General features: G+C 32.8%; 17 protein-coding genes and 7 pseudogenes. 5 read left to right on the top strand and 19 right to left on the bottom strand.

The annotated features are described in order from the left end of the window. The first annotated feature begins 300 nt into the window (after nucleotides 1–300). The gene (locus tag BR77_RS00120) at nucleotides 301–1,146 is read left to right on the top strand and encodes a hypothetical protein (protein ID WP_035063681.1); all 846 of its coding nucleotides are present in this window, start codon (nucleotides 301–303) and stop codon (nucleotides 1,144–1,146) included. A gap of 114 nt (nucleotides 1,147–1,260) precedes the next feature. Here the strand turns inward: BR77_RS00120 and BR77_RS18230 are convergent, their stop codons facing one another. The 4 genes and pseudogenes from BR77_RS18230 to BR77_RS00100 form a co-directional block, all read right to left on the bottom strand. Beyond that, a complete protein-coding gene (locus BR77_RS18230) occupies nucleotides 1,261–2,214 on the bottom strand; it encodes a hypothetical protein (RefSeq protein WP_051926629.1) in 954 nt (317 codons plus the stop codon). A 41-nt stretch (nucleotides 2,215–2,255) separates the two neighbouring features. Beyond that, nucleotides 2,256–2,642 carry a hypothetical protein gene (locus BR77_RS00110; protein ID WP_035063680.1) on the bottom strand — a complete coding sequence of 129 codons (387 nt, stop codon included), beginning with the start codon at nucleotides 2,640–2,642 and terminating at the stop codon, nucleotides 2,256–2,258. Beyond that, nucleotides 2,632–3,561, bottom strand: a pseudogene (locus BR77_RS00105) (Tle-like phospholipase domain-containing protein); the annotation flags it as partial. The pseudogene BR77_RS00105 and the gene BR77_RS00110, both read right to left, overlap by 11 nt. 95 nt (nucleotides 3,562–3,656) lie before the next feature. After that, the gene (locus BR77_RS00100; protein ID WP_010051903.1) at nucleotides 3,657–4,241 is read right to left on the bottom strand and encodes a recombinase family protein; all 585 of its coding nucleotides are present in this window, start codon (nucleotides 4,239–4,241) and stop codon (nucleotides 3,657–3,659) included. Nucleotides 4,242–4,425: 184 nt separating this feature from the next. Here BR77_RS00100 and BR77_RS00095 point away from each other — a divergent pair. Then, nucleotides 4,426–4,752: pseudogene (locus BR77_RS00095) on the top strand (DUF4158 domain-containing protein); the annotation flags it as partial. 359 nt (nucleotides 4,753–5,111) lie between these two features. Here the strand turns inward: BR77_RS00095 and BR77_RS00090 are convergent. Further along, nucleotides 5,112–5,696: a recombinase family protein gene (locus BR77_RS00090; protein ID WP_035063678.1), complete on the bottom strand. Its 585-nt coding sequence runs from the start codon at nucleotides 5,694–5,696 to the stop codon at nucleotides 5,112–5,114. Between the two features lie 334 nt (nucleotides 5,697–6,030). Here BR77_RS00090 and BR77_RS00080 point away from each other — a divergent pair. Then, nucleotides 6,031–7,178, top strand: a protein-coding gene (locus tag BR77_RS00080) for an IS3 family transposase (protein WP_155520283.1) whose coding sequence is annotated in 2 segments (ribosomal slippage) — nucleotides 6,031–6,283 and nucleotides 6,283–7,178 — 1,149 coding nt in all. Because the reading frame shifts where the segments join, the coding sequence is not laid out codon by codon here. Between the two features lie 37 nt (nucleotides 7,179–7,215). Here BR77_RS00080 and BR77_RS00075 read toward each other — a convergent pair. Further along, nucleotides 7,216–8,360 (bottom strand): annotated as a pseudogene (locus tag BR77_RS00075) (IS3 family transposase); the annotation flags it as partial. A 165-nt stretch (nucleotides 8,361–8,525) separates the two neighbouring features. Between BR77_RS00075 and BR77_RS00065 the strand changes: the two are divergent. Then, the gene (locus BR77_RS00065; protein ID WP_035063676.1) at nucleotides 8,526–8,963 is read left to right on the top strand and encodes a hypothetical protein; all 438 of its coding nucleotides are present in this window, start codon (nucleotides 8,526–8,528) and stop codon (nucleotides 8,961–8,963) included. Nucleotides 8,964–9,628: 665 nt separating this feature from the next. On the opposite strand, the gene BR77_RS00060 is transcribed toward BR77_RS00065, so the two are convergent. Together BR77_RS00060 and BR77_RS00055 are read right to left on the bottom strand one after the other, a co-directional pair. Then, the gene (locus tag BR77_RS00060; RefSeq protein ID WP_035063675.1) at nucleotides 9,629–10,240 is read right to left on the bottom strand and encodes a coiled-coil domain-containing protein; all 612 of its coding nucleotides are present in this window, start codon (nucleotides 10,238–10,240) and stop codon (nucleotides 9,629–9,631) included. Then, nucleotides 10,233–10,922: pseudogene (locus BR77_RS00055) on the bottom strand (RepB family plasmid replication initiator protein); the annotation flags it as partial. The pseudogene BR77_RS00055 and the gene BR77_RS00060, both read right to left, overlap by 8 nt. Nucleotides 10,923–10,930: 8 nt before the next feature. On the opposite strand from BR77_RS00055, the gene BR77_RS18915 reads away from it, so the two are divergent. Further along, entirely contained in the window at nucleotides 10,931–11,074 is a 144-nt protein-coding gene (locus tag BR77_RS18915) for a hypothetical protein (protein ID WP_015076903.1), read from the top strand. A gap of 9 nt (nucleotides 11,075–11,083) precedes the next feature. Here BR77_RS18915 and BR77_RS18490 read toward each other — a convergent pair. From BR77_RS18490 to BR77_RS00005, 11 genes and pseudogenes are all read right to left on the bottom strand, one after another. Then, nucleotides 11,084–13,768, bottom strand: a pseudogene (locus tag BR77_RS18490) (Tn3 family transposase); the annotation flags it as partial. A 75-nt stretch (nucleotides 13,769–13,843) separates the two neighbouring features. Next, a complete protein-coding gene (locus BR77_RS00045; RefSeq protein WP_035063674.1) occupies nucleotides 13,844–16,759 on the bottom strand; it encodes a Tn3 family transposase in 2,916 nt (971 codons plus the stop codon). Continuing rightward, a pseudogene (locus tag BR77_RS18485) lies at nucleotides 16,722–17,064 on the bottom strand (recombinase family protein); the annotation flags it as partial. The gene BR77_RS00045 and the pseudogene BR77_RS18485, both read right to left, overlap by 38 nt. Before the next feature lie 32 nt (nucleotides 17,065–17,096). Next, nucleotides 17,097–17,519 carry a NusG domain II-containing protein gene (locus tag BR77_RS00040; RefSeq protein WP_015076880.1) on the bottom strand — a complete coding sequence of 141 codons (423 nt, stop codon included), beginning with the start codon at nucleotides 17,517–17,519 and terminating at the stop codon, nucleotides 17,097–17,099. 31 nt (nucleotides 17,520–17,550) lie between these two features. Continuing rightward, nucleotides 17,551–18,264, bottom strand: coding sequence for a class A sortase (locus BR77_RS00035; RefSeq protein WP_015076881.1), 714 nt, complete (start codon nucleotides 18,262–18,264; stop codon nucleotides 17,551–17,553). Nucleotides 18,265–18,294: 30 nt separating this feature from the next. Then, nucleotides 18,295–19,695: a sensor histidine kinase gene (locus BR77_RS00030; RefSeq protein WP_035063673.1), complete on the bottom strand. Its 1,401-nt coding sequence runs from the start codon at nucleotides 19,693–19,695 to the stop codon at nucleotides 18,295–18,297. Continuing rightward, nucleotides 19,692–20,375, bottom strand: coding sequence for a response regulator transcription factor (locus BR77_RS00025; RefSeq protein WP_015076883.1), 684 nt, complete (start codon nucleotides 20,373–20,375; stop codon nucleotides 19,692–19,694). Before BR77_RS00025 ends, BR77_RS00030 begins: the two co-directional genes overlap by 4 nt. Before the next feature lie 27 nt (nucleotides 20,376–20,402). Beyond that, on the bottom strand, nucleotides 20,403–20,630 hold the full coding sequence (locus BR77_RS00020) for an SHOCT domain-containing protein (protein ID WP_144060834.1): 228 nt from the start codon (nucleotides 20,628–20,630) through the stop codon (nucleotides 20,403–20,405). Nucleotides 20,631–20,648: 18 nt separating this feature from the next. Next, a complete protein-coding gene (locus BR77_RS00015) occupies nucleotides 20,649–22,175 on the bottom strand; it encodes a multicopper oxidase family protein (protein ID WP_035063672.1) in 1,527 nt (508 codons plus the stop codon). Between the two features lie 256 nt (nucleotides 22,176–22,431). Beyond that, nucleotides 22,432–22,647, bottom strand: a complete 216-nt coding sequence (locus tag BR77_RS00010) for a heavy-metal-associated domain-containing protein (protein ID WP_015076886.1) — start codon at nucleotides 22,645–22,647, stop codon at nucleotides 22,432–22,434. Nucleotides 22,648–22,668: 21 nt separating this feature from the next. Then, nucleotides 22,669–24,083: pseudogene (locus tag BR77_RS00005) on the bottom strand (copper-translocating P-type ATPase); the annotation flags it as partial.

Below are 24,083 nucleotides of genomic sequence, written 5' to 3'. Positions count from 1 at the left end.
TGGTTGATTTTAATTCAATAAATAATTTTTTCTAATGACCACCCATACTACACTCTAGAAAGTTCTATAAATGGGATTAAAACCAAATGACAATAAAGTATACCCTATTGTCATTCCATTTATTAATACACTTAACAGTTAATAAATAATAAAAAGAGTACTACGATTTACTTTTTCCATACTTTCACTATCAAGAGAAATATAACCGTTTTGTTTTGATTTTTTTAATTCCAGCTATAATTTAATGTTATAATATATTTTGAATAGAAACATAAAAAATATAGTTAATTGGAGGAATTTATGAAAAAGGTAATAAGTGTGCTGGTATTTGTTATAGGCATCATTATAACAACATTATTTGTAGGCATCATGCTATCAATCGAAAAACTTCCCTTTATTGGTGGTTCTCCCGAAGGCTGGCTCGGCTATTGGGGTGGTTTAATAGGTGCCGCACTTGGTACTATAGGTGCTTATTTAGTTATGAGATATCAACTCAAAGAGGAAAAAGAAGAAAGAAAAAGTGAAAAAAATCCAATCCTTGTAATTGGCGCAAAAAAGTACACTTTCCCTTGTATTAAAAATGAATATGAATTGGTAGCGAACAACATAGAGTTAAGCAATGAAAGCACAATTTTTGATTTAAGGGTACCATTAATCAATGGTGGTATTTCCCCAGTCTTCAATTTAAGAATAGCATATGAAATTGTAGATCATAACAATATGTTAAAAAACTATGAGACATTTTCAGAAAAAAAGACTGGATTAGAATTAAAAAAAGGGAGAAAGCAAACAGTCAAAAATAAGATCTTAATTTCTTCCTGTTATGGTGGAACATGGATGAATACTTTTTCAAGAGGTGATAGTATTTCGGTTATCATGCCTGGAGATACAGTTGAGTTAGAACTTCCAGATGCATACAGAAAGTTAATTCAATATTTATATATAAATGTTATTCCATCGTGCACTACTTCATATCAAAAACCAATTTTGAAAATTAGCATTTTTTTTGAAAACTATGAATTAAAGGAACAAGAAAAAATTTTTTTTATAGTTATAGGCAGAGAAAAATTCTCAATGAGTGAGTATATTTCAGGTGAATTTACTCTAGTTAATTTAAACAAAGAGGAAGAATATAAATTAAAATAAATAAACCTCTTACTATGAATTTTCCCTTATAATTTTATTTTATCTTCATTTTAAAAAATATAGGCATTTAAACCTTATAAAATAAAAGGTTTAAATGCCTATATTTTTCTACATTTAAATTGTAGTTGGGTTTATATCTTCTTCCTCTACGGTAAAATTAACCCCTTGTAAAAGTTTAAGTTTTACTGATAATTCTAAGTTACCTTTTGAAATTTCTTCTTGTAAGACATCGGAAGAAACGAGCCTTCCAGTATTATAACTACAGGGAATAAATTCAACATTTTCATCGTACCAAAAATTATAAAATTCATTTTTTGAAAAATTATTCAAAAAATTCAATGTTCTTAAAACTGATATATAACAATCAAATACTTCATCAATTGTTGGTATAACTGACGAAGAATGTACTATTTTATTTCTAATTCTTATATATTTGTCTATTTTTTTTCTCAATTCAGAAGGGAAAGGTTCAGAAAAATAGTTCTCAAACATTGTTCCTAAGAGTTTTACAACTGGCGGTGATTGTATTTCCTCAAGTAATATACTAGCACCTGGAATTTGTTCTTTATAGAATTCCTTAACCCCAATTTCACATGCAGTAATGATTGATACAAATTTTTCACTTAATCCTTCAATTGATTTTGTATTTTTAAGTAAAATCAAGGAAAAAGGTATTTCTTTTTTTCCATTTAAGAAGTCAGATATATTTTCAAAAGAATCATCTATAATCTTTTTTTGAAAATCCACATTTTCAAGTTTTCCGGTTTTTTCAGGATACAAATGTTTCCAATTTCCTGATTTCTCTACAAAATACTCAACAACGTAATTATTTACATTTTGAAACACAGAAAAATCATAAATTGCAATCATATACTGAATCATTCTTTCTGATATCTGTAAAAGAATTTTTACATCATCAATATTTTTTAAATATTCAAGAAAAATTATCACTTCTTCATTCTTCATTTCTATTTTTTTAATATTATTTTCGCTTTTGGGTTTTAAATTTTTAGGAATTATTGGGATTTTCTTTCCTTCATTTAATTTAATTACTATTTTATATTTCATTAGCAAGACACTCCCATTATTTTTAAGATTTATTTTCTTTTTTATATCCAGTCTGAAGCTTTAAATGATTGTTTAAATGTTTGCATATCTTCTACCGAATCCGCTACATTAGTTACTAAGGTGCCCATATCTTTCTGCAATTTCTTACCAGCATGACTCGTAAAAGCATCTTTTAAATTTGTTTTAGCTTGTGAAACTGAAAGCCCACTGTCCTGACACCATTCATGAGTTAGTAAGCTTTGTTGTTCTGGTACAGCACGCTGCAGTTCAGCTTTTAATTGTTCTCTCAATGCTTGCTTCTGATACCCTGCTTTGGCCCAATCAAGAACGTCTTCTAACGAATGACGAACGGCATCCGAAACTTCTTCTCCCAAATTTTCTAGTTCCTTTTGTACTTTATTCAATTCATAAAAAAAATCAATACTCATGATACGAACCTCCAAGAATAGTACTTAAATTTTTGGCCATGTTTTTATCTGCAGTATCAAATTGAGTGGCCGCTACTCCAATTTTATCTTTTAGGTGGGATAGTTTTTTCTTTGTTTTTTCCAAATCATCAATCAGACTCTCTTTCATTTTACGATCATAAAAATAGTACGATCTGCCTTTATAGGATTGTGACAATTCTTCAAAAATTTCTTCTACATCATTGCTTGTTAAATGACTAAAACTTCCAACCCCCATTTTATCCACATAAGTAGAATAAATTGTCTTAATTTCTTTATCTAAATTATCCGTTACTGTTGAAATCATTTCTTGTGTAAAATACAATTTTTGTATAGCGGAATCAAAATGATCTAGCTGATTCAGTATCTCTTCAGGATCAACTCGGACCATAATAGAACCATCACCGTTAAACATTCCTGCAAAACTTCCACCCATATGCCCTGCAACCCACAAATCGCTTTTCGCACTCTTTGCCATGATTCTTGAGCCAATTATTTCCCCAGCTGGTAGGTAACCGACTGGATCATTTTTATGTCGATAATCACGAATCATGTCATCATATTTTCCGTCACGAACGGCTTGTTGTAATTCTGGAGGTAATAATCTAAACGCTCTTGCTGCTGCAAAGGTAGTCGCTTTCGCATCCATCATGACCGCCATATATTGAGCTAACGCTCCACCTAAACTATGGCCAGTAAAACTGTAATTTTCTGGTTTAAAATCCTTAATAGTCTGTTGGACAAAAGCATCATATTGAATAAATTGGTTATTCGCATTTACATCTTTAAAATCATAATTTTCTATTTCATCTAAATTTAAATTTTTTAATGTTTCTGGCTTCCCACCACTACCTAACTCGATAGCATTTGTTTTCCAATCTGCCAATTCTTCGCTACCTCGAGAAACGAATACGAGCGTTTGTGGTTGACGGGGTCAATGGAACATCTTTACGAAAAGTTGCGGTATAAAAACGAAAGCTAGGTTGGATTAACAACTTAGCTTTCGTTTTTTATATCTTCTATTTTTTTCAATTTCATTTTATTTATTTCTCGATAAAGCGTTCCTTGAGAAATAGTGGTAGATTCAAGAATTTCTTTAATCGAATAATCTCCACTGTCATACATTCTCATTGCTAAATTCAATTTTTCTTGAGGAATTTTTGGTCTTCCAATATTTACGCCACGTCTCCTGCTTGCAGTTATTCCTTCTTTTACACGCTCGGCTAATAAATTCCTCTCTAATTCAGCAATCACACTCATCATCTGGAGCATTGCTTTTCCGGTAGGCGTAGAAGTATCCATATTTTCTTTCAACGAAATGAATTCTACCTTTTCTTTTTCTAAGTGCTGAAGAAGAGTCAATATATCCAAAGTATTTCTACCAAGTCGAGAAATACTTTCTACAACTACTGTATCATTTGTCCGGATTATTTTTAACAGTTCTTCAATTCCTGGCCGTGACTTTTTTGTTCCAGTATATTTTTCTTTAATAATTTTTTCAACTCCATATTTTTTTAACTGATCTAATTGTCGATCTAGATGTTGCTCATCTTTTGACACTCTTGCGTATCCTATTATCATATAATTCCTCCTGATGCTCTTTTACTTTATTATCGGTAAATAACTATATTTTTGCAAGTGTTTCTTGTAAACTTATTTATAACTAGTTTTTGTAACTTAGAAAAGCTAGTTATTCAGTATCGAGTTTCAAAAAATATGAGGTTACAAAAACATTGGTTTTTGGTAAACACTCAGGGGGATTAAAATGGTAGAAATTGAACAATTGAAGGGACACCACAAAGAAGGATTTGGGAAATTTATAAATGAGCCATCTAAAGAACAACTTAATCTCTACTTTTATTTAAATGATTCTGATAAAGAGGTTATTGCAAAAATGAAAAAATCGTCCACAAAATTAGGATTCGCAGTTCAACTAGGAACCGTCAGGTTCCTCGGATGCTTTACATCTGATTTTGAAACACTTCCAATAGTGGTCATTCAGCATTTAGCTGCGCAACTAAATATTGACTACAAGGAATTTTATGGGTACACACGTAAACAAACAATTTGGCAACATATGAAACTTATACAAGGGGTCCCGAGCGCGCAGGGGGAATTTGTATCGATAAGGAATTTATTGGTAACCAGTGTTGTTATTTTTGTCCAATAAGAAATCAATTTATCATTGCCATTAGGCCAAAAAATCAACACTAGCAAGTCATATAAACATAATAAACTGTAGTTTCTATATTTAACTATAGTTTTTTATGCAACTATTGAATCTGAATTACATGTATTTGCTATAAAATCACGAAAATAATTAGGACCTCAACACCTAATAGCATTGGCGAAAAATCCCTCGATTTCTCAACGACTGATCCCTTTTAGAGGGAGAAATAGGGTTGTTTTACGTAATCGCTTCACTGATTTTCAGAATACGTTGTCAATGGTTTAGGGGTTTTTTCCATTCTTTTCATCTTCCTTCATTTTATCCAGATAGCGATATATTGTGGTTCTAGAAACGTTCCATTTTTCAGCAATTGTTTTTATGGGCGTCTTGTTGTCTACCAAAGTTTTAAGCAAAATTAAATCTTGAGTAGTTAATTTCTCAGGTCGACCACCAAATCTACCTCTTGCTCTTGCTGCAGCTCTGCCAGCCGAAGAACGTTCTAAAATCAAATTACGTTCAAATTCTGCGAATGCTGCAAATAAGTGGAAAATTAATTGACCGGTTGAACTTGATTTATCCATTGTAATAGTTTCTTGTATGCTATGAAAACTCACCCCACGATCATTTAGTTTATTTACTATGGAAATTAGATCTTCCATATTTCTACCCAATCGATCTAATCTCCAAACAACAATCGAATCTCCTTCTCGTGCAAAATCAATTGCCGATTCCAAACCAGGTCGTTTATTTTTTGCACCACTTATATAATCAGTAAAAATCTTTTCACATCCAAAAGATTTCAAACTGTCTTCTTGTAAATCTAAATTCTGTAATCCAGTTGAAACACGTGCATATCCAATATTCAAAATTATCTTCTCCTTCTTTTCCTAACTATTGTACCATATCTTTAATCAGACAGTTTAATTGAACATAGATTTTATTACGGCTTTATGAACACATAATTAAACTAAATCATTAACAATTAGACAAAAAATAAGAGTGTACAGAAAAGGACCATTTTCTGAACACAATATAAAAAAAGAAAAACAATTATTAACGCTTTTCTTTTTTATGTCTATTTATTTGACCCGAATTGCTAGTGGACTAATGTCAAATATTTAGACACAAAATGAGCTATATTTTTGGAAAGGTTATAATAAACTAGACACAAAGTTAAGAGAAATCGTGGAAAGGTTTATTATGGCAAGAAGAAAATTCGATAAACAATTTAAAAATTCTGCAGTAAAACTCATTCTTGAAGAGGGTTACTCTGTTAAAGAAGTCAGCCAAGAGCTTGAGGTTCATGCCAATAGTCTTTATCGCTGGGTTCAAGAAGTTGAAGAATATGGAGAAAGTGCTTTTCCAGGCAATGGGACAGCCCTAGCTAATGCCCAACATAAGATTAAATTGTTAGAGAAAGAAAATCGTTATCTTCAGGAGGAACTTGAACTTCTAAAAAAGTTCCGGGTCTTCTTGAAGCGAAGCAAGTAAAACGTTTTGAATTTCTCTTGAAACATCATGGGAAGATAAAAATTAAGCATGCAGTAAAAGTTCTTAAGGTTTCTCGCTCAGGTTTCTATGAATACATGCATCGTCGTCCTTCAAAACAACAAGTGGAGAGAGAAATTCTCTCAGAGAAGATAAAAGCTGTCTTTCATGAGCATAAGGGACGCTATGGTGCGGTTAGAATTACCAAGGTACTTCATAATACTGGTATTATGACCAACACGAAACGTGTTGGAAAACTGATGCACTTGATGGGACTTTATGCCAAGGGAAGCCGTTATAAATATAAACATTACAACAGAAAAGGAGCTTCGCTTTCAAGACCCAATTTAATTAATCAGATCTTTAAAGCAACAGCTCCTAATAAAGTATGGCTGGGAGACATGACCTATATCCCTACCAAAGAAGGCACCTTATACTTAGCCGTGAATATCGACGTTTTTTCACGTAAGATTGTAGGCTGGTCAATGTCTTCACGGATGCAAGATAAACTGGTGAGGGATTGCTTCTTACAAGGTTGTGGGAAAGAACATCCTCAGCCTGGCTTGATTGTCCATACTGATCAAGGGAGTCAATATACAAGCTCTCGTTATCAATCTACTCTTCGTCAAGTCGGTGCTCAATCTAGCATGAGTCGTAAAGGAAATCCCTATGACAATGCAATGATGGAGTCTTTTTATAAGACGCTAAAGAGGGAGCTTATTAATGATGCTCATTTTGAGACAAGAGCTGAGGCTACTCAAGAAATATTTAAATACATTGAGACCTATTACAATACAAAAAGGATGCATTCAGGTCTTGATTACAAGTCTCCAAAAGACTTTGAAAAATATAATTCTTAAATTCTCTTAACTCCGTGTCTAGTTTTTCGTTGACTTTCCATTTCTTAAAATAATTTTCTTCTTTCTGATTTGGAGTGAGACCATTGTTTGAGGAATGAGGATTATAATTGTTATAAAATTGTTCGATGTATTCAAAGCAAGAGAGTTGTACTTGCTGAATCGAGGTGAATCTTCTGCGATTAATTTCTCCTTGTTTAAGATACTTGACAAATGACCTCAGTGACGGCATTATCATAAGGATATCCAGGCTTGGAGTAAGAAGCAAGCAATTGATGCTCATCTAATAACTTTCTAAAGGAAGCTGATTTAAATTGGCTTCCTTGATCCGAATGAAAGATAATTGGTTCCTTAGGCTCCCTCTTATTTATAGCTATTTCTAAGGTGTCACAGGCGAGTTTGGCATTAAATCAATCCTATCACTTACTTTCCACGCAATACATTTCCTTGAGTAGAGGTCAAGAATAGCACAGAGATAAACATGACGCTTAGGACCGATAGAAATATAAGTAAAGTCTGTTGTCCAAACTTGATTTGGGGACTTAGGATTAAATTCTTGCTTAAGCAAATTATCAGAAGAAAATTCAGGAGCTTTCTTTGATTTAAAACGAGGTTTAATCGTTGACATTTTAGGGAGGGTCATAGACTTGAGAAGTCGTAAGATACGTCCTTCAGAAATATTGACGCCATAATCACGCAGAAGAATAATTTTGAAAGCTCTCGTTCCAATTCTTTTCTTAGCTTTCATATAAATCTCAAGGAGTAATTTTCTCAAGCGTTGATTTTCTACTTCACGCTTCGAAGGCCTCTTGTTTATGAAGTTATAGTAGGTGGAACGATTGACATGTAAAACACGACAGAGCATAACTGTCGTGTATTCAAATCGGAGTCTATAGATGGCTTTCAATCTTACTTGGAGTTTTGCATGAATATGGCACTCGCTTTTTTTAAGATCAGATTGTCTTCCTCTAGTTGGTCATTCCTTTTTTGTAATTCTTGAATCTGTTTAGCAGTCAACACCGTATTATCTTCAAGACGCACTTGAGAGTACTGCTTAATCCATTTTGCAAGTGCAGAAGAAGATACCCCATAGTCTTTACAGAGTTCAGTTTGTGTTTTACCAGTTTGATAGAGATTAACGAGCGATTGTTTGAAATCCTCGTCCTAACGTTTAAAACCTGACATAAAAGTTCTTTCATTTTTGTGTCTTAATAGACAGATTATAACACACAATTTTGTGTCTACTTTTATAGTATATCTCCACTTGAACAAAAATTCATTTTTTGCTATACTTGGAGCGAAATGAACAAAGTTGTATATTCATTTTAATGTTATTATAAGGAGATGTTTATGAAAAAGATTGCAATTATTGGAATGGTTGCTTTATGTGGGATATCACTGAGTGCTTGTTCTCAGGATAAAGACAATACTGATACAAAAGAAAGTACTACACAGAGTATAATACAAAGTACGGGACAAAATACTGAACCAGAAAGAACTTTAACTGTAGATGAAAATGTGACAACGAATATTCTTGGGTATTTCACTGTTCTGGGGAAAACAGAGCCTAACTCAGAATATATAGTTGATTATGGTACAGTACATGAGATTAAAACATCAGATGATTATGGGGGCATTTTAGCTTCTTTCCGTTTAAGTGATAATGTTGTGGGTGCTCCTGTTTATATCACTGTTTATGAGGGTAAGGATAAGAAAATAAAAAAAGAGGCTTTTGCTATTCATAGCTATGATTCATATATGAGAATTAAAAGAGCAAAAGGTGAATAATAAATAGCTAACAAACAGTTGGACTAATGTCAAATATTTAGACACAAAATGAGCTATATTTTCTTAAAATAATTTTCTTCTTTCTGATTTGGAGTTAAACCATTGTTGGGGGAATGAGGAGTGTTTGAATAATAGTTCAGTATAACCTGGGGGATGGGTTTTTACCAAAAGAGTTAAAGATAGTACTTTTATATACTATCACCACTATACTCGTTCAACTAACAATTATTTGTAGATAAAAAGATTTGGGTGGATTAATACATACTTTATATAAATGTACTCTGAACATTGTCTTATGGTATCATATATTATATTATCTATTGATTTAGAATATGGCACCCGCCTTTTGCATATTTTCCTCTAAATAACCATGTTTCGCCCAACTATTCAAGAAATATAAAAAAGTAATCGAAAAAAAATACTATGTTGTAAATGGTATTTTTTTATATATTTGTTTATCCATGTAAAAAATAATGCTCCTGTCGTTGAGCAAACCAACGAAAAAGCACTAAAGAAATTGAAAAATGAATTTTTCACTCCCTTTAATGCTTGAATCGTCCTATAAGCTCATATTTTGCCTTTTAAGCCCTCTTAAATGGTTTTGAGTAGAATTTATGCCACTTGAATAATAAAAAGCCCTAAAATCTCATTTTATAGGCTTTTTGTCATTTCCAAAATTGATACCATTTTTTAGGAGTTGTCAATTCTGCTTTTAATTTTTCTCGTTCCTCTTGTGAATGTGTCTTTTGTTTGTTTAATTCCTCCTGTAAGGCTCGTATTTCAAATTTAAGAGCTTTAACTTCTTCTTTTGGTTGACTATTCGCCTGCTCCTCTTTTTTATCCTCTGAGGGCATTTTGAGAACTTTTAATCTGTCGTTTTCTGCTTTGTATTCTTCTAACAACTTTTTATCTTGTAAGGCTAGTCGTTGTTGTTGATCTAAAAGATTACTTAAAGTTTCTATCTGCTTATCTTTGTTGGTCAATTGTTTATCGTGACTCTTTCTAAGATATAAGATTTCTTCTTTCAAAAAATCGACTTCAAAATCAACTTCAGTATGCTTTTTAGTTGTCGATTTAGTGTGTGATTTTGTTGTTGATTCAGATGACCTAAGTCTATCTTTTATAGATTTCTCTTGTTTTTTAGAAATCACATACTTATTACCTACTTTATCTAATTTAGTATGCAATTCCAGTATGCGTATTATTTTATCAATATATGATTTACTTACACCTAACTCATCCGCAAGCTCCTTAATCGTTTTTAAATTCTCACTCATGGCTTGCACCTTTACCTCGAACCTTTGCACGTTCTGGTTGTTCAAGGTCTTGTAATTTTACAGTTGGTAGGTATTGTTCAATGGCTTTTTTAAGATATTTCGCTACATTACGTTTAGAATAGGCTTCTTTTTTGCTGGCAACATAAGACAAGTGGTCTTTGACGCCATTTAATCCTCTTAATTCCTTTAACTCGTCATACAACGGATAGACGTTCTTTTGCAAACCTGCCATAAGTGCCGTGTCCGTCATTTCAAGAGGGGATAAGAGAAAGTTTTCAATCAATAATCGTGTGTACTTGCTTTCCATTGCCTGTTTTAATAAGTCAGCTTCATTTCTTGATTTTTCCTCTTTGTCGGATTGATAATCTTTATCTTCTAACTTGTAGCTGTTATCATCTGCTCGACGTTTTTTCGTGATATGAAAGACAATAGAATCAATGCTTCGTCCTTTTTTTATCTTGTCATACGTCACGTTAAAAGAGGTGTTTTCGTTAATTTCTTCTATTGGTTCTTTTAAAACTCTATGTTCTAATCTATCAAAGCGGGGGTATTCATCAACTGTATCCGTCATTTCTCGTAATTCTCGCATTGAAATGGTAGGATTGCGGTAGGCTTCCACTTGTTCTTCTCTCCGTCCGCCCTTATAACTATAATGCTCGTATTGGTTATAATTCATGGATAACGGGGTCAATGGAACATCTTAACGAAAAGTTGCGGTATAATCGACTATTAAAAAATAGAAACGCTGATTTAACAGCATTTCTATTTTTTTTAGACTTTAAGGCTCCAAAATTGTCTGGAACAATCGAACGAAAAGTTGCGGTATCTTTATAAACACGAACATTAGAGAGAATCAGGTGTTTTTAATGGTCGTAATGATCCGTCTTCTAGACCTTGATTATACTGGAATGAATATTTACCAACAAAGTTTATATGCTCAAATAAAAGTGGAGATAATTTTCCTATAAGTTCTTCTGAACAGTCATATCCTTCTACTTTCATCTGCTCCAATACTTTTTCAAGATACAGTGTATTCCAATAAATTACTGCATTTGTTACAACGCTTAAAGAGGTTAACTGCTCCTCCATTCCATCAATATAAGTTTGATATAATTTTCCATTTCTTCCGTAAAATATACTTCTGCAAAGTGCATGACGTGATTCACCCTTATTTAGCTGTTCAAGTATTTGACGAGCATAAATTTCATCTGAAAGATAGCGTAGTTGATGTTTGGTCTTATAAACCTTTCCATATTCTGTAATTGCTTTTCCAAGTGAAGTTGGTTGACCAGATCGTTGTAACGCTCGAGTTAGTTCAGTTGCATTGACTTTACCAGATTTCAGGGAACCTGCTACTCGAAGTATATCTTCCCAATGTTCTTCAATTAAATCAGTGTTAATTCGACTTTTAGTAACATCATTCAATAAACCATAATCAGCATTTTTTTCAATTCTCCATAGTTTGGTACCATGTTTATTCGCAATTCTAGGACTAAATTGAAAACCTAGTAGTCCAAATAATCCAAAAATAAGGTCACTATATCCAGCTGTATCTGTCATTATCTGAGTGGGCTGTAATCCGCTGGTTTGATTAAGAAGTCCCTCTAATAAGTAAAGAGAGTCTCTTAACGTGCCTGATACAACCATTCCATGGAAACCAATATAATGATCTGAAACAAAGTTATAGAAAGTGATTCCACGGCCTTTGCCAAAGTATTTTGGATTACTAGCAGAGTAAAGTGATCTTTGCGGTGTTATATACCGAATTCCATCTGCAGACGCCATTTCTCCATTTCCCCAAGCAAGAGCCAGTTCCAATTTCTTATGTGAATGAATAATTTTTTGATTAGCTGCAGTTAAGGTATCAATACGTAAGTATTGATGAGCTACATAGGTGAGCCTATCATACTTCAAACTATCAATATTATTTTTGGAAACTGGAGAAAATCCAATATTACATGATTCCGCTAACAATACTGCTAAAATACTAATATCTAACTGTTTCATTCTGGATTCTTTCTCATTTAAATGTTTAAAGGATTGAGTTAACCCAACTCGTTGGTTTACTTCCAATAATAAATCGGATAAATCAATGCTAGGCATGAGTTGGCGCACACGTGATTTAAACTCTTTTTCATTAGGCTGCTCATTTCCCTTTTTCAAATTTGAAACAACTACTTTTACTTCACCATTTATTTCTTCAAGCCTTGCCATATTAGATGCATCCCAATTTGATTGTGTTTCTATAAAAGATAGAGACAAATCTTCGCTTAATTTTTGTACAGCTAAGGTGCCTGAAGAAGGTAAGTCAAGTTGAGTAATCAAAACTTCCCGTTGCTCTATCCACGTAGAATCATCCAATAAATAGCTCATTGGGTCTGCATATTTTTCACTATTAGTAACAAATATGTCATGCTTTTTTAATCCTTGAAAGAGAAGTTCTAGCCCAGCAATTAACACGCACTGATTTACTGAAGTGGGATTTTCATGTATATAATATTGCCATTTTTTAGATAAACAGGGTTCAATATCATAAAAATGGTCTAGTGTTATTGGTTTTGGAAAAACTTCTTTTATCTTTTCCCAAACGACTAAGCTATCTGCCCCGTAATTGTTACCTTCAAAGTTAATGGATAAAAGAATAGAGGGGATGAACTTTTTAATTTTCCTGAATGCTTTGCGAAGTTCATTAATTGCAATGGGTTCTTGCTCGTTACGAACAATATCCTTAACTTGAAAAATGGCTGCATCCATTTCTTCTTTTTGAAATTTATCTGAAATAACTTTTCGAATTTCTTGGTTAGTAATGGATTCGTCAAATAAAAGTTCTACAATTTTTGATAACGTAAGAGCAGCTCGATCTAAATCTTTTATTGTTCTCATTCGATCTTTTATTTCTTTATTTTTTGCACGTCTAAAAATAGCATCTACATATTTTGATAGTGCTAAAAGTTGTTCGTCCATTGCTTTTTTCTGATGTTCATAAACAAATGCCACTAAATGAGCTATTTGGCGATTTAGTGGCATTCTTTGTATAGCTTGAGCTTTTGCTTTGAAAGCATAGCTGGCAAGTTTTTTTAATTTCCCTTCAGGAATTACAGAAAAGTCCCAGTTTTCTGTATGAAAAGATTGGAACATAATCAGTCTATTAAACCCACGAATAAGCTCCTTTTGACTTTCGTCAATCAAAGGGCTTCGTAAAATATCCATTTTAAGCGTTGCACCACGTATAGGCTCACCAACAAAATCAAATAATTCTAACAAACGTTCTACCTCTGATGTAGCAGGAATCTCAGAAAGTAATTTATAGAGTTGTTTTTCAGAAGAATCAATAATTTTAGATACAAAGCGTTCAAAAGTAGAAAAACCTGGTAAAATAATTTTTTCATCCAAACATTTTTTTAATAGCATATCAAAAAGCATATTATCCGTCTCAGTTGTATACCATGACCGATCAAGTAACCAATCAGATAAATATTTTTCTACTGCATTATCAGTAAATAGTACATAGTTATAGTAGTCTTGTAGGGGTCCCAAGCGCGCAGAGGGAATTTGTATCGATAAGGACTGGGAATTCCCTCTATACTAACGTTTGATGACTGGCTATTTTTCTATGTTCAATTTTCTTAAGTGTTTAGGAATAGATAACAAATCAAATTTGTATTCGCCAAGAAAAGTAATATGCTCCCAATTAATCGGAGAGATATGCCTCATATACTTAGTAACTTGGGGATCAAGTTTAACTAAATAATTATAGGCTTCCTGTAAATACACAGCGTTCCATATACTAATCGCATTTATTAAGACATTGAGTGCGCTTGCACTTTGAAGTTGACGGCGAATGTCGCGTTCCATAAATTTTCCACGGCGACCAAAAAATAATTCTCTAGCTAAGGCATTAACAGCTTCTGTCTTGTTTAATCCATGAGTGATTTTGCGGCGCAATTGATCATCCGTTACATATCTTATCATGAAAATGCTTTTTTCAATACGTCCTAATTCTCTTAAAGCAGTAGCTACTTTATTTTTACGAGCATATGAGCCAAGTTTTCCTAAAATTAAAGAGCTTGATACTTTACCTGTTTGAATCGAATAGGCTATTCGTTTAATTTCTTCATAGTTTTCTTCGATAATGTTTACATTAATCTTACTATTTATAGATCCTGATAAATCAGGATACTCTGAACATGGTTTTATAGAAAATAGTTGAGATTTTTTTATATTTCTAATGCGTGGTTCAAATTTAAATCCTAATAAAGCAGTCATGCCAAACATTTGATCGCTATAACCATTTGTATCAGTGAAGTGTTCTTCAATATCTAAATCCGTTTCATGGTAGAGTAAACCGTCAAGTGTATGAGTAGCTTCTCTTGTGTTGGTTGAAACAACTTCAACATGATGCGAGGTATTTCTATCATTTATTGAGCGAATCATTGAAGCCCCTTTTTCTAGACTTTTATAGTGCGGATTAACATCAGATTTGAGAGCGGAGACACCTACGGGTACGCGCATGCCATCTGAAGCACTTGTTTTTCCTTCTCCCCAAAAATCAGCAATTGGAATATCCAATTGATAGTTAACTAAAACAGATTGTGCACGAGTTAAGGCTTCTTTATAAAAACGCCATTGTTTAGCATTTGCCAATTGAGGATACGTGATTCCAGGCGTGGATTGTGCCATTTTTTCAAGACCTATATTGATTCCTAATCCCAGTAAAGTGGCAAACACAATTTTTTTCTCGGTTTCATTTGGTGGCTTTCCAGTTGAATCATGAATAAATTCTTGTGAAAATTGGGTCCAGCTATCCACTTCAATTAAAAGATCACTTAACCTTATTTTTGGAATCATTGAGTAGAGTCTTTTCCTAAAGATTTCGGCTTCATCTGGAGTAATCTTTTCTAATTTTTTAAGTGTCATTTTAGCTGTTTTTTTATCAGATTTTGCATAAAATTGAAGGTGAGAGTCTAAAAAAGATCCCCTAGCTTCAAGGTATTCATCAAAGGTGTCTGGTATGGTTAATGATCCAAGGCAACTATCAGAAGGAACTAAGTAGTCATCAATATTTCGATGGGCTAGACTTCCTTCAACAGAAATATTACCTGAACGAATGTTGTTTTTAAGTTCTGTGAAGGCTACTAATTCATAGAATGAGCGATCTATTTTTCCGTTTTGTGGTCGAACAAGGTTTTCCCATTTTTTGCTTACAAAATCAATAGATGTGTCTACTGGTAGTTTTCTTTTTCCATCATTGTGTAGTTCACTTAATTGAGTGAGAGCCGTAAGGACAGGTTTTGCTGACGTTGTTGCTTTAAACGATAGAGTTTTTAGCAACATCGGCGTGTATCTACGGAGATAAGTGGCTTTGTTCCTTACCATTTCTAAATAGCCATACTTTTTATGGCCAGTAATTTGTTTCGCTTCCTCTCCATCTTGAATTAACTCATTCCAAGGAATAATTCGTTCAATTTCGTCAAAGGGGTTACTATTGTTATCCTTTGCAAAATGAAGAGCATCAATTAGGGACACATAGTGTTCTAATTTTTCAGTAGTCAATTTGCCTTTTTCTTTTAGCTGTTCTTGTGAATCACGTGTTCCTTTCCGTTTAATGCTACCTAGAATACGATCGTTAATCTCAATTAATTGATCGATTAGATATTGATGATGATCTACTAAAAAAGCAATCAGTAAGGCATATTTTTTTTCAAATTCAAAACGAGAAAAATCATAGGCATCATAATTATCACCTAATCTAGCTAACTGAAGGAATCTATTACGATGAATATGGGCTACGTTAATTGTTCCAAGCTCAATAGCATTAATCGCTTCAACCTTTTTACAAATACTCATAAAACTCTCTGGATTAGCTTTCCCTGGAATATCTTTCAGCCAGGCAAGTTTAGTCATCTTTGTTTCTTTAAAAAGATGAAGTAAATCATCTAATTTTTCCATTTGTATTCCTTTTAATGGTTGGAGTAAAATTGAAAACAGAGTACTTTCTGCCTTAGATCGGCAGTGACTAATAACATCTTCAAGTGTGGCAATCGATGGAAAGATAATTCTATTACAAGATAAAAAATCTAGAGTTTCTTTCATCAGAAAAGTAGAATCATCATTTTCTAATGAAAGATTAACTAAATACTCTATTAGATGTTCTCGATTGCCATTACTCCCAAATCGTTGGTACCTAAACGTTTCTAAAATTTCGTTAAAATGATTGGCACGAGTGTTTCTGTGATTGTATGAAGCTAATTCGATTGGGCCCAGGTGAAGTTGATGTGTCACATAAGAAGTCAATCTATCTGGTTTAACAGACCAGTTGCTTAAAGAACAACCAGGATATCGAGCTAAGCAAAGTTGTATGGCAAAGCCTAATTTATTAATATTCCCTCGGTGTTGATTGATAATCTCTAAATCTGAATCCGAAAAACTAAAGTATGCTTTAAAATCTTCCTCTGATAGGTGTTCTACAGAAAGCAGTCGTTCACGTTGCGCAGCTGTTAAAATGATTTTTAAACCCATACTTAGTCCTTCCTTCCATTAATATAACGTAAAAAGTCGTTTTACTTAGTTTAGAAGCTTTAAGAATTTGCGGGATTGAATACTCCTTGCTTTCGTACATCTTTAAAGCTAAATCAACTAAAATACTATCTTTATGTGCCCGCCAACCATTTTTCTCGTGCTCTAACTACATCAAGGCCAGATTTGATTCGTTCAATAATGAGGTTACGTTCCAATTCTGCTAAACTAATCATCACTCGCAAAAAGAGTCTGCCCATAGAAACCGATGTATCAACATTATCTTGTATGGAGATGAAATTAACATTTTTTAAATATCCTTTGAACTTTATTCTTATAACTAAAGAGGGATGACTAAATCGGTCTCATTTTGTTTTTCTCCATCTTTCGACCGGATTTCTATTATTAATTTGTGTGGTAGACAAATACTGGTTTCTCCAACTTTACTAATCCAACCAGTTTTCACTGCGATTTGATCTGGGCTATTGTCTTTCTTATTTCTAATTCTTGTTCCGTCTACTTCAATGATATTATATTGATTCTCTGAGGGGTAAAGTGTAAACAGTTGATATTTTGTATTTGATGACAGTTCAATTTCTCTCACTGTCACTCCGTCAATCGAAATGACTGCTATATTTCCAAGTTTATTAGCTATATTTTGACTATACTTATTGAAAACAGCTAAAGGAATGAAAGAAATTATAACTAACAAACTAATAATCAAAACGTCGTATGGGCGAATAAAAACCAGGAACTTCTTCATATTTCCACCTCTCAATGATCTGCCTACTTTACTAGATATTCTTCTCAATATCAAAAGCTTTTGTAATTTTTTCAGTTGCTTCAGACATTGTTACTTCTTCTATTAATGTACCTTGGACAACTAATCTTTTAGATCCATCTTGATTACAAGTAACTAATGTAACTAAATTTTCACCATCCACTGGTTCAATTAAATCAACTCTTGTTGGATCAACAATTTCAAGAAACGTTGTTTCATAGACATAGACTTTTTTTAAGTCAGTTAGATAGATCACTTCTCCCATTTTCAAGTCATGTAATGGACTAAATAATAAATTTGTTTGATCTAAATTATGTCCTGCAAGTGAATAATTCCCATTTCCCATGGCCTGATTTTCTACCATTGTACCTGCACCAACTGCAAGATTGTAATTTGAAAGACCCTTTAAAATAGGTAAATTTATTTTCACACTTGGAACTGCTAAACCACCTATCACAGCCATTTTGTCCTGATATAATCTAGCACGAGCAACACTTTCAAAATCAAGACTTTCAACTTGATCAAAATCAAATTCTCCTTTTTTTTGATTGTTTTTCTCGATTTTTTTAACAGTCACTGTTGATACATTATTGTTCTGTCCTAAGTAGTCAATGAGCCAGTTTCTAATAGGTCGATTAAATATTAATAACAAACCTGCTACTAATAACACGATTGTCAGTACATTAATAAAATAAAGCTGAAATTTCTTTGATTTTTTAGTTTTCAATAATTACTCCACCTTTATATTCTATTATTTTTAGAGTCTATTCTTTATTGGTAGTTTTATAAAAAAACAACTCCCGGTACCTAAGTTGCTTTCAACTCGAATGGATCCAGAATGAGCCTCTACAATACTTTTAACAATCGCTAATCCAATTCCTTGACCACCTTGAGAACTGCTTCTCGCTGGATCTGCCATATAAAATCTGTCAAAAATATGTTCTACCTCTTCCTCATTAATTCCAATCCCATTATCTTTTACTTTTATCTCAACATTATTCCCTACTTTATTTAAACTAATGGATATCTCACCATATTTTTGAGTAAATTTTATAGCATTAGCAAGTAAGTTGGTCATAACTTGACTAAATTTATCTTTATCTGCAAATACAGAAATTTCTTCTCCATATAAATTAAACTGAATTTCTTTTTGTTTAATACTAGAATCAAAATTTGTAACCACTTGAAAAATCAAACTATTTAAATTAAAGTTAGATTTAATTAATTTCTCATAATTTTTTTCTAACTTAGTTAATTTTTCGATGTTACCAATTAATCTAGTTAAGCGAGTAACCTCGTCATAACAACTTTGAAGCCTCTCAGTAGATACATCCCATATTCCATCTAGCATTCCCTCAATATTGCCTTTTAAGGTTGTAAGAGGGGTTCTTATTTCATGTGCAATATCTGTAGAAAGTCTTTTGCGTAGTTCTTGCTGCTGCTCTAACTGTCTAGTTAATTCATTTACAGAGCTAATCAGTTCATTTATTTCTAATATAGACGTTTCTTGGGGGATTTGTTGTGAATAATCACCATTTGCAACTTTTTTAGTAAAATCATTCACATGGGTTAATGGGATACTCATCTTTCTTGATACCCATGTCGCAAATATAAACGAGATAAATAATGCAGCGAAAGAGACAATCATCAAATTCTTTTTCATATCGGATATAAAAACAACATCATGCTTCGTATAGGATAACGGACCTACATGTCTAAAAAGCACTTTACCAATTGTAGATTCTTTATATGTTAGATTTTTTTCAATTTTAACTACATTAGTATTAGTAATATCCAATTTGTTTTTTAAGTATTTTGCATATATGTTCATTTTTTTAGTTGCTTTGCTTTTCTCTGTTTTACTAGGGGCCCATAATATCTTGTTGTTTCTGTCATAGACTTCAATAATAATATTATTTTCCAATGCTTTTTTACCGATATCTCCGATTCCTTGTGTTTGCCAATTTTGTTCACTATAATTAAATAAAAGTTCAATCGATTCTACATATTGAGTTAGCGTCTCTTCTTGACGTTCCTTTACATATTTTTCGAAATGATTATTCATTAAACTTATTGTTATAAAACTTAATGAACCAATTATCAAAGAAGATAGCAACAAGAACGAAACAATTAATTGCCATTTTATCGTTCTTTTCATTTTCCCTCACCAAAACGATAACCGCTACCATGAACTGTTACAATATAATTTGGTTTTTTTGGATCTTTTTCTATTTTATGGCGTAAATTTTTTATATGTGAATCAATTGTTCTTTCTAATCCAGAAAACTCCATTCCCTTTACTATTTCTATCAACTGACTTCTAGAAAAAATACGATTTGGATTAGAAGCAATAATAGCTAAAATATCAAATTCAGAAGAAGTTAATGCTAACTCATTATTTGTTAAAAATACTTGTCGAGTACTTGGAATAATAATTAACTCACCATCGTTAAAGATTAATTTCCCATGACTAGAAAATGTTGAAGACCGTCTTAAAACGGTCTCAACTCTTGCAACAAGTTCCTTTGGACTAAATGGTTTCACTATATAATCATCTGCACCTAGAGCAAGTCCTTTCAAAATGTCTTCTTCTCCCGATTTTGCTGTTAGCATGATGATTGGTGTTTCCGTTTCTTTTCTAATTGTTTCGCACACATCAAGACCACTGATATCTGGCAACATTAAATCTAGTATAACCAAATCAGGGGAAATAAAATGATATTTTTCTAAAGCTTCCTTTCCTGATGTTGCTTTATATACTGAGTAGTTTTTTGATATCAAGTACGCATCCACGATTTCTAGTATTTTAGGCTCATCATCAACAATCAGAATTTTCATCTCAATTCCCCCTCAATTATCTATTAGTTACATATATTTTCGTTTTGCTAAATACTCTTCTTCTGTTATAGCCCCTTTTGCAAATTCTTTTAATAAAATATCCACCGGTGATTCTTCAAAATTTTGTTTCTGATTCTTTTTTTCAAAAGTTTTTAGCACTAGAATCACTATTAAAACAATTAAACTTACCCAAATTATCCCCATAAACATCATATTGAATCCACCTCCCATAAAAGATATACACTTATTCAACATTATACACACGCCTCCTTTCTATTTAGTAACTTTTACTTGTCCCATCATTCCATTTTCTTCATGCTCCAAGTTATGACAATGATACATAAAAATTCCAGTATTTTGGAATTGTACTTCTAATTTAACTGTTTCATCTGGGTTTAATGCAACAGTATCTTTCCATCCCGCTTCGTTTTCAGGAGGTGTTTTTCCATTTCTTGATAAGATTCTAAATTGGACCCCATGAATATGAAAAGGATGAATCATTCCACCCATCATATCAGGTGCATTGTAAATTTCCCATATCTCTTTTTCATCTTTCTTTTTTTCCAAATCAATTCTATTCATGTCAAAAGTTTTTCCATCAATAGACACCATGTGTGACATACCTTTTAATGTGATTTTTTGTTCAGGTAGTGATGAAGTATCTTCATTTGCAATTTCGTTTAACTTAGTTGGCAATTCTACTGATTTTAAATTATCTTTGGTAATTTTTAGAGATAAAATTTTAGAATCACCATCCATAAGATTTAGTACATCCCCTTTTTTGTATTTTTCAGTATTTACAATTATTTCAGCACGTTCTCCAGGAGTTAACATAACCTTATCCAAAGAAATTGGATTCGCAAGAAATCCACCATCAGACGCAATTTGTTTAAATTCTGACCCATCGTCAAAAGAAAACTCATAATTTCTTGCATTTGATCCATTTAACAAACGCAAACGTATATTCCCATCTGAAACATTAATATAAGGATTTATTGTTCCATTAACCAACAATGTATCTCCTTGAGTTCCGTCTTCATTTCGATCTGATTCATAATTCAACTGATTGTTATTATCAAAAACCCTATCTTGAACAATTACAGGTATATCATCCTTACCATAATTTTTTGGTATATCTAGTTTGTCAGAATTTTCATCTTCTACTAACAAAACGCCAGCTAAACCATCATATACTTGTTTAGCTGTTTCACCATCTGGATGTGGATGAAACCAGAGTGTTGCAGCTTCTTGTTCTACAGTGAAATCTACTTTTTTAGTCTCATTAGGTTTTACTGGTTGGTGTGGTCCACCGTCAACGTCTGAAGGGATTTTTAACCCATGCCAATGAAACGATGTGTCACTAGTTAACTTGTTTTCAGTGTTAATCGTTACCTTTTGGCCATTTTTAACTCGTAAAACAGGTCCAAGAAAGTTACCATTGTACCCAAGAGTCTTAGTTTTTTCGCCATCAATAAAGGAAGATTCTCCCTCTTGCGCAGTTAGAGTATATTCTACTGCTGAGTCTGTTTCAGAATCTGCCTTTAATAAAGGAGGAATCGCCAACTCTTTTTCTTTTTGATTTTTTTCCACAATTTCAACATTATTTTCGCTTTCTTGGTCCATCATTTCCATGCTACTGTTACTACTTGAATTTCCCTCAGACATACTCATATTCATTTTTTGTTTAGATTGATTATTTTCTGTTTTAGTATAATTTTTATCATACAAAAACCATCCAGTAACTGCTATGAAAGCTACAATTACAATTAATAAAACTGTTGTTAATTGTTTTTTACTCATAAACTCACTCCTCTATTTTCTATACACTATTTTACTATAGCCTAAAGTTTTGTAGATTTTATGGAGATTACTCTGAAACTAGTCTTCTATTTACTTATTTTCAATTAAAGAATTTAAAATTCTTCCTTTTCCTCAAAAACAATTAAATTAACAGCTCTTCTATCCCCCATAATTATAATCTACTTTTAATTAACTATCTTTTAATTAAATTAGCCTACTAAATCCTATCAAAAAAAGGATTCAGTAGGCTATTTCATTACATTTTAATTACTTGTGAAACTTTATAGTGAGAATCAATAAAAACTGAATCTAACTCTTTTTGACTAATTTGTTGAGAACTATCAATTGTTGCAGAATTATCTTCCAAACTTAAAGAAACACTTTCTACCCCACTTATAGAATGAAGTCTTCTGAAAACATTTTTAGCACATCCTTCACACTTCATACCGTCAATAATTAGTTTTTCCTTCATAATTAAAAACCTCTTTCCTAGTTATTTTGATGGTTTAAATTTTTTTAGTCGTAATGCATTTAATAAAACTGAAACAGAACTAAAGCTCATAGCAGCACCCGCAATAATAGGACTCAATAAAGGCCCGCCAAACAAGAATAATAATCCCATTGCTACAGGAATTCCTAGCGTGTTATATGCAAATGCCCAAAATAAGTTTTCTTTAATATTTCGAATTGTTTTTTTGCTTAATTCTATGGCGGTTGGGACGTCCATGAGGTCACTTCGCATCAGAACAATGTCTGCAGATTCTATCGCAACGTCAGTGCCTGATCCTATTGCAATCCCAATATCTGCCTGAGCTAATGCAGGAGCATCGTTAATCCCATCTCCTACCATAGCTACTTTTTTTCCATTTTTTTGTAGATTTTTGACTTCAGAAGCCTTATCTTCAGGTAATACTTCACTTAAAACTCTCTCAATACCTACTTGCTTTGCAATCGCTAAAGCAGTTTGTTTATTATCACCCGTTATCATAGCTACTTCAATTCCCATTTTATGAAGTTTATTAATTGCATTTAAACTGCTTGATTTCACAGTATCTGCAACAGCTATTATTCCTGCTAATTGACCCTCAATAGCGATATACATGGGCGTTTTCCCTCAGTTGCTAGTTTGTCAGAAGTATCGGATAGGTATTCTTGGTTAATATTATTTTTGTCCATCAACTTTTTATTTCCTAATAGAAGAGTCTTATTTTCAATTTGAACCTCAATTCCATGACCAGGAATTGCCTTAAATTTTGAAACCTTTTTTAATGTAACTTTAGCAAACTCCGCTTCTTTTACAATGGATTCGCCTAAAGGGTGTTCCGAACCTTTCTCAGCAGAAGCCGCAAAACTGAGTAATTCATCTTTTGATATAGGATCTACAACGATAACGTCCGTAACTTTGGGTTTCCCTTCAGTAATTGTTCCAGTTTTATCAAACACTATCGTTTTAATTTGATGTGTTGTTTCAAGCGCTACCCCACTCTTTATCAAAACACCATTTTCAGCACCTTTACCAGTGCCTACCATAATAGCTGTAGGTGTTGCTAATCCCAGTGCACACGGACAAGCAATGACTAAAACTGAAATAAATATTGTTAAAGCGAATACACCAGATTGACCCGCAATATACCAAGCTCCTCCAGATATTACTGCTAAAGCAATGACTACTGGTACAAAATAACCAGAGATAATATCCGCAAGTTTAGCGATTGGAGCTTTTGATCCTTGGGCATCTTCAACTAATTTAATTATTTGAGAGAGTGCTGTATCTGTTCCGACTTTAGTTGCCTTATACTGAATGGTTCCATTCTTATTGATACTAGCACCAATGATTGAATTTCCAACATTTTTTTCAACTGGTAGACTTTCGCCAGTTAACATAGACTCATCAACAGAAGTTACTCC

Source organism: Carnobacterium maltaromaticum DSM 20342 (genome assembly GCF_000744945.1).
GTDB lineage: Bacteria > Bacillota > Bacilli > Lactobacillales > Carnobacteriaceae > Carnobacterium > Carnobacterium maltaromaticum.
The sequence above is the reverse complement of the archived record's forward strand: the minus strand, read 5'-3'. Positions and strand labels throughout refer to the sequence as shown.